4 protein-coding genes are annotated in these 5442 nt (G+C 42.8%); all 4 read left to right on the forward strand.

Annotated features, from left to right (window positions below; genetic code table 11):
- Positions 1 to 749: 749 nt before the first annotated feature.
- The gene (locus KQJ18_RS21200) at positions 750 to 1340 is read left to right on the forward strand and encodes a fimbrial protein (RefSeq protein WP_085047696.1); all 591 of its coding nucleotides are present in this window, start codon (positions 750 to 752) and stop codon (positions 1338 to 1340) included.
- A 70-nt stretch (positions 1341 to 1410) separates the two neighbouring features.
- A complete protein-coding gene (locus KQJ18_RS21205) occupies positions 1411 to 3879 on the forward strand; it encodes a fimbria/pilus outer membrane usher protein (RefSeq protein ID WP_346014725.1) in 2469 nt (822 codons plus the stop codon).
- A 12-nt stretch (positions 3880 to 3891) separates the two neighbouring features.
- Entirely contained in the window at positions 3892 to 4623 is a 732-nt protein-coding gene (locus tag KQJ18_RS21210; RefSeq protein ID WP_085047694.1) for a fimbria/pilus periplasmic chaperone, read from the forward strand.
- A gap of 43 nt (positions 4624 to 4666) precedes the next feature.
- The coding region (locus KQJ18_RS21215) for a fimbrial protein (RefSeq protein WP_216422672.1) at positions 4667 to 5442 on the forward strand (776 nt) is incomplete at its 3' end.

Here is a 5442-nt window from a genome sequence, read left to right on the forward strand (position 1 = left end):
ATTAGCTTTAATAATCGATTTATTTTTCTGTCACCAATAATTTTTCTCCACTGATTGAATTTGCCAACATTCATATCGCTTAATTGCATTTTTGAACGATGTAATACTTCTGCCCAAAACGTTTCCAGCTGCTTCTGTTGGATATTATTCATCAGTACACCATGAACCGTGTGCATTAAAAATTAAAATGTTTTTTTCATAAATTGTCCTGATAACAGTGTGGATAATATTAAAAGCAAAAAATATCAATCGGTAAAAGCAAAAAATATCAATCGATAAGATAGGCAATATACATCAAAAAGATAGATACAGGCTCCAGTGATTTTTACAAATAATTTAGTCATAGAAATCCCGTCACAAAAGGCCTCTGCATGGGTGGGTTACTGTTTCTGTAGTTTTTTAGCCAAGGCTGTAATGGCTGGTTTCATCAGTAATAGAGATAGATAGTGTATTAAAGGAAATATGATGATTTTTTCTATGTCATTGTTTTGTAACTATATTTTGTTTATTTTTTATTGATTTCTGACGTGATGCTTAGCACTTTACTCGTTATTGTCGATCGTAAAGATCGATTTTACTTGTTGTAAACATTATATAAAAAATGATTAGGCTTTTTAGCAATGCTAGGAAGTGACGGTTGGTTGATAGCCGGGTTTTTCACAAACTGAACTACGCTCCCCGTTGACCGATAAGCAGAACAGTATGTCGGGTTTTATCTGTCTAAATTGCCTAAATGAACGGACTGAAAAATGAATAAAGTAAACAAGTTAATCTTATCGGCCTGCGTTGCTGGCAGTATGGTAAATGGTGCATGGGCAGCTGCCCCAGTTGGTGCTGATTATGGACATGGTACCCTGCACTTTACGGGAAGCGTGATTAACTCTCCATGCAGTATTGCTCCGGGAGACGAGGATATAGACGTTCCATTAGGTCAGGTTGCCAACAAAGTTTTAGAAGCTGGTGCCGGTTATTCTCTCACACAGCCAATCACAATTCATCTGCAAAACTGTGATCTAACTGCACATACGGGCGTAAGCAGCGGTACTGGTACCGTCGACTATCCTTCATTCTCTAAAGTCACCGTTCAGTTTGCAGGATCTGCAGATGCTAACAATGCCGAGTTGTATGCAAACACGGGTACCGCCCAGGGCGTAGGTATTCGTCTGATGGATACTATGGCGGGAAATGTTCCACTATTAGCGAATGCTACTTCGGCTGAGCATGGCCTGACATCTGGCGATAATTTACTGAAATTCGGTGCGCGTCTGGAAAAAAATGGTCAGGCTGTTGTAACGGGGACAGTTGCTGCTGATGTTACTTATGCATTGAATTACAAGTAATCTCTATCGATACAAAATCCAGACAAGACATTTATTCTAAATAATAGATATAAGATTATTGTATATGAGTATTAGACCTGCATATCTCGCATTGCTTCTGGCTATCTATTTTCCTGTGGTGAATGCACGGAGTGTTGAGTTTAATACTCATCTTTTAGATGCTGATAATAAGAAGAATGTCGATTTGTCAGCTTATTCTCAACAAGGTTATATTGCGCCTGGTGAATATATTTTAGATATTGTCCTTAATGGCCGAACGATTAAAGAGCAACAGATTGTTAATTTTTATTTAAATGATGATAAAAGTAACAGCTTTGCCTGTTTGACTCCGTCATTGATTGGACTGATAGCGTTCAAAAATGAAGTCAAAAATAATCTGTCCTTTTACCCTGGAACACAGTGTGTCAATCTTACTGCCTCCGACAGCAGTGTCGTTTATTCTCCTGATAACCAGACTCTATCTGTGACGGTGCCGCAGGCCTACCTTTTATATCAGGATGATGAATGGTCTCCGCCATCCCAGTGGGAGGACGGTGTCAACGGTTTTATTTTTGACTATAACCTGCTTGGCAACCGCTATATGCCACATCAAGGAGATGTAAGTAGCAATTACAGCTTATACGGTACGTCAGGATTGAATGTTGGCGCATGGCGCTTACGTTCTGATTACCAGTACACCACAACCAGGGGAAGTGGGGAAAATGAGTCATCACTGACTTTCCCGCAAACATACCTCTTTCGTCCTGTTCCTTCTCTCCAGGCCAGACTGGTGATGGGGCAAACATATCTGAACTCCGATATTTTTGATACGTTCCGTTTTAGCGGAGTGTCACTTACCAGCGATGAACGTATGCTGCCCCCGTCGTTACGTGGTTATGCGCCACAGATAACCGGAATAGCACAAACCCATGCCCAGGTCACCGTATCCCAGAATGGGCGTATTCTCTGGCAGTCTCAGGTACCAGCGGGTCCATTCGTTGTGCCTGGATTAAGTGAAACGGTCCGTGGAAATCTCGATGTTACCGTTCGGGAAGACAATGGGCAGGTACATACCTGGCAGGTGAATACAGCCAGCGTTCCGTTTCTTACCCGAAAAGGAAACGTTCAGTTTAAAACCGCGGCAGGTAAACCGCTGATCTACGCTGGCAGCAGCCACACCGTCGAGCCGCTTTTCTCAACCGGCGAGATGACGTGGGGAGCATTTAACAATACATCCCTTTATGGCGGCTTTATTGCCAGTGATGGTGATTATCGCGCACTGGCACTGGGGATCGGCGAAAATATGGGGGTATTTGGTGCCGCGTCATTTGATGTCACGCAGTCTGTAGCAAAGATACAAAACGAGCCTCAGCAAACGGGTTACAGCTATCGTTTTAATTACGCCAAAACCTTCGATAAAACGGGTAGTACAATCGCATTTGCCGGGTACCGTTTTTCTGAAAAAAGCTTTATGACGATGAGCCAGTATATAGACCGCTCGAATGGCTATGGCTCGTCACTGTCCGAAAAACAGAGCTATGTACTTACGTTTAACCAATCCATCAGCTCACTCGGGCTCAATGCTCTGTTCTCCGTGAGTCATCAGAATTACTGGAACAGTAATGTCAGTGAGAACTACACCGCTTCATTGAATAAGATCTTTAACCTTGGTCCTTTTCAGGGAGCAACCGCTTCACTTTCTTTGGGGCGAAATCGCACATTACGTAATGAACAGGATAATCAAATTTATCTTTCACTAACCTTGCCCTGGGATACACAACGGCAGGTCAGCTACAGCATCCAGCACGATAGCAATGGACGTTTGAATCAGACCGCAACCCTCTATAACCGGCCATCGAATAAAACCTCCTGGAGCCTGGGGGTCGGTCAACAGCATGATGAAGGGCTGCAGGACGGTACGTCACTGAACGGAAATATTCAAACAATGACGCCATACGGTCAGGGTAATGCGAACTTCAGTATGCTGAGCCAGCAGTATAAGAGCTTATCCCTGAACTGGTATGGCTCTTTCACGGCTACGCGTTATGGCGCTGCGCTTCATCAAAATATGGCGGGAAATGAGCCGCGGTTGATGATTGATACCGGAGATGTGGCGGGGGTGCCTGTTGATAATGATAACGGTACGACAAACCGCTTTGGTATTGCGGTGGTACCGGCTGGTTCAAGCTATGAACGCTCAGACATTGCTGTTGATATTACCGCCCTGCCTACAGATGTTAACGTGTCGGGTAATGTCATTAGTAAAGTGCTGACTGAAGGGGCCATCGGATATAAGAAGATTATGGCTACGAAAGGCGGTCAGTTGATTGGAACTATACGACTGGCTGATGGTTCGTTTCCACCGCTCGGTACACAGGTAAAAAACCAGAAAGGTAGGGTACTGGGCATTATCGGTGATCAGGGTTTTACCTACCTTTCCGGTATCAGCCATGAAGATCGCAATAATGTCAGCGTCGCCTGGTCACAGGGGCAGTGCAAATTACAGCTTCCTGAACATTCGGACCTGACATCGGGCGTATTGTTATTACCCTGCCATTAATGGAGATGAGTTGTGTTATCTAAACGTGTTTATAAACTTTTGGCATCGCTTGCTGTTGGTCTTTTACTGGTAAGAGCAGGGACTACTAATGCGGCTGTAAATATTGACAGGACCCGAATCATCATGGATGGTTCTGATAAATCACTGGCAGTCACGTTAACTAATCAAAGTAAAACACAGCCTTATCTGGCACAGTCATGGATCGATGATGCCAATGGAAAACGCTCAGAATCATATTTACTGGCATTACCACCTTTACAGCGAATTGATGCGGGGAAAAAAACGCAGGTCAGAATTATGGCATTACCCGCTATTGCCTCTCTGGCTAAAGACCGGGAGACACTTTTCTACTTTAACGTCCGCGAAATCCCGCCGAAAAGCGACAAGGAAAATGTGCTGCAAATCGCCCTGCAGAGTCGTTTGAAGTTATTTTATCGTCCTGACGGCATAAAGAAAAAAGCCAGCGACCGCGTAGAGGAAAAAGTTACGGTAACACGTCAAAATGGTAAGTTGGTGCTTAATAATCCGACGCCCTACTATATTACCTTAGGGTATTTAGGTGCTGATAATAAAGGGAGCTTCCCTGGTTTTGACAGTATTATGATAGCACCACTCTCCTCGTTGGATTTTAACGTTAAATTTGGTGGTAACTCATTGAATGTAGGATATATAGATGACTTTGGCGGGCTTCACATAAATCCGTATCGCTGTGCGGAAATGCTGTGTGTTTTTGAAGGGAAGTAAACTTAAATTAAATGGGTATGCACAACTTTTTGGAGGGGGGGAAATGCCAAGACTTGCGTTGTTTTTATTAGTTTTCAGCAGTGGATATTTACCATTGTCGTTTGCTTATGCGGCAGGGTGTCAGTTCAATGGTTCAGCTCAAAATATTTTTCTTAGTGTGCCACAGATGTCTATTCCGGCTGATACACCAAATGGCACAGTACTTTACACATCGCCGAAGACATCTATTAATCTGAGTTGTGAAGGTGAGACTTATGGGCAATTCGTTACCGCAGTAACTACATCTGATTTTAATTCTTATCTGTCAAGAAAAAATGGAATTACAACAACAATATACATTGACGGTAAGCCTTATGATCGTCAACAAGAAAATGTGATCGGTTTTACTACGGCAACGGGGAATAGCTTTAAAAAAAATCTCTCAGTCTGGGTGGAAATAAAAGTAGATTCATCAAAAGGAAAAGTACCTCCTGAAGGAACATTATTGAACGGTTCTTTCCAATCAATATATTTTCTTGTTGATAATAATTATTTTCTTCAAAGATCGATAATATCAATCTCAACACCAGACATTACTTTTATACCTTGTACGATGGAGGTAGCTGTCTCTCCCAACACCATTGACTTTGGTGCAGTTAAAATCAGCGATATGGAAAAGGGAATGAAGCTGCAAAGGAAATTCACAACGTTAATTCAGAAGAGTAAAGGCTGTACCATTGCGGTCAGCGCGCCATTTGGTATCAATATGTACTTTGAACCAGCAGCTCCAGGGATTAATGCTGATGGATCTCTTAACTTAAATAACGGGTTAGGATTATC

The organism is Citrobacter sp. S55_ASV_140 (assembly GCF_018919505.1).
Classification (GTDB): domain Bacteria; phylum Pseudomonadota; class Gammaproteobacteria; order Enterobacterales; family Enterobacteriaceae; genus Citrobacter; species Citrobacter werkmanii.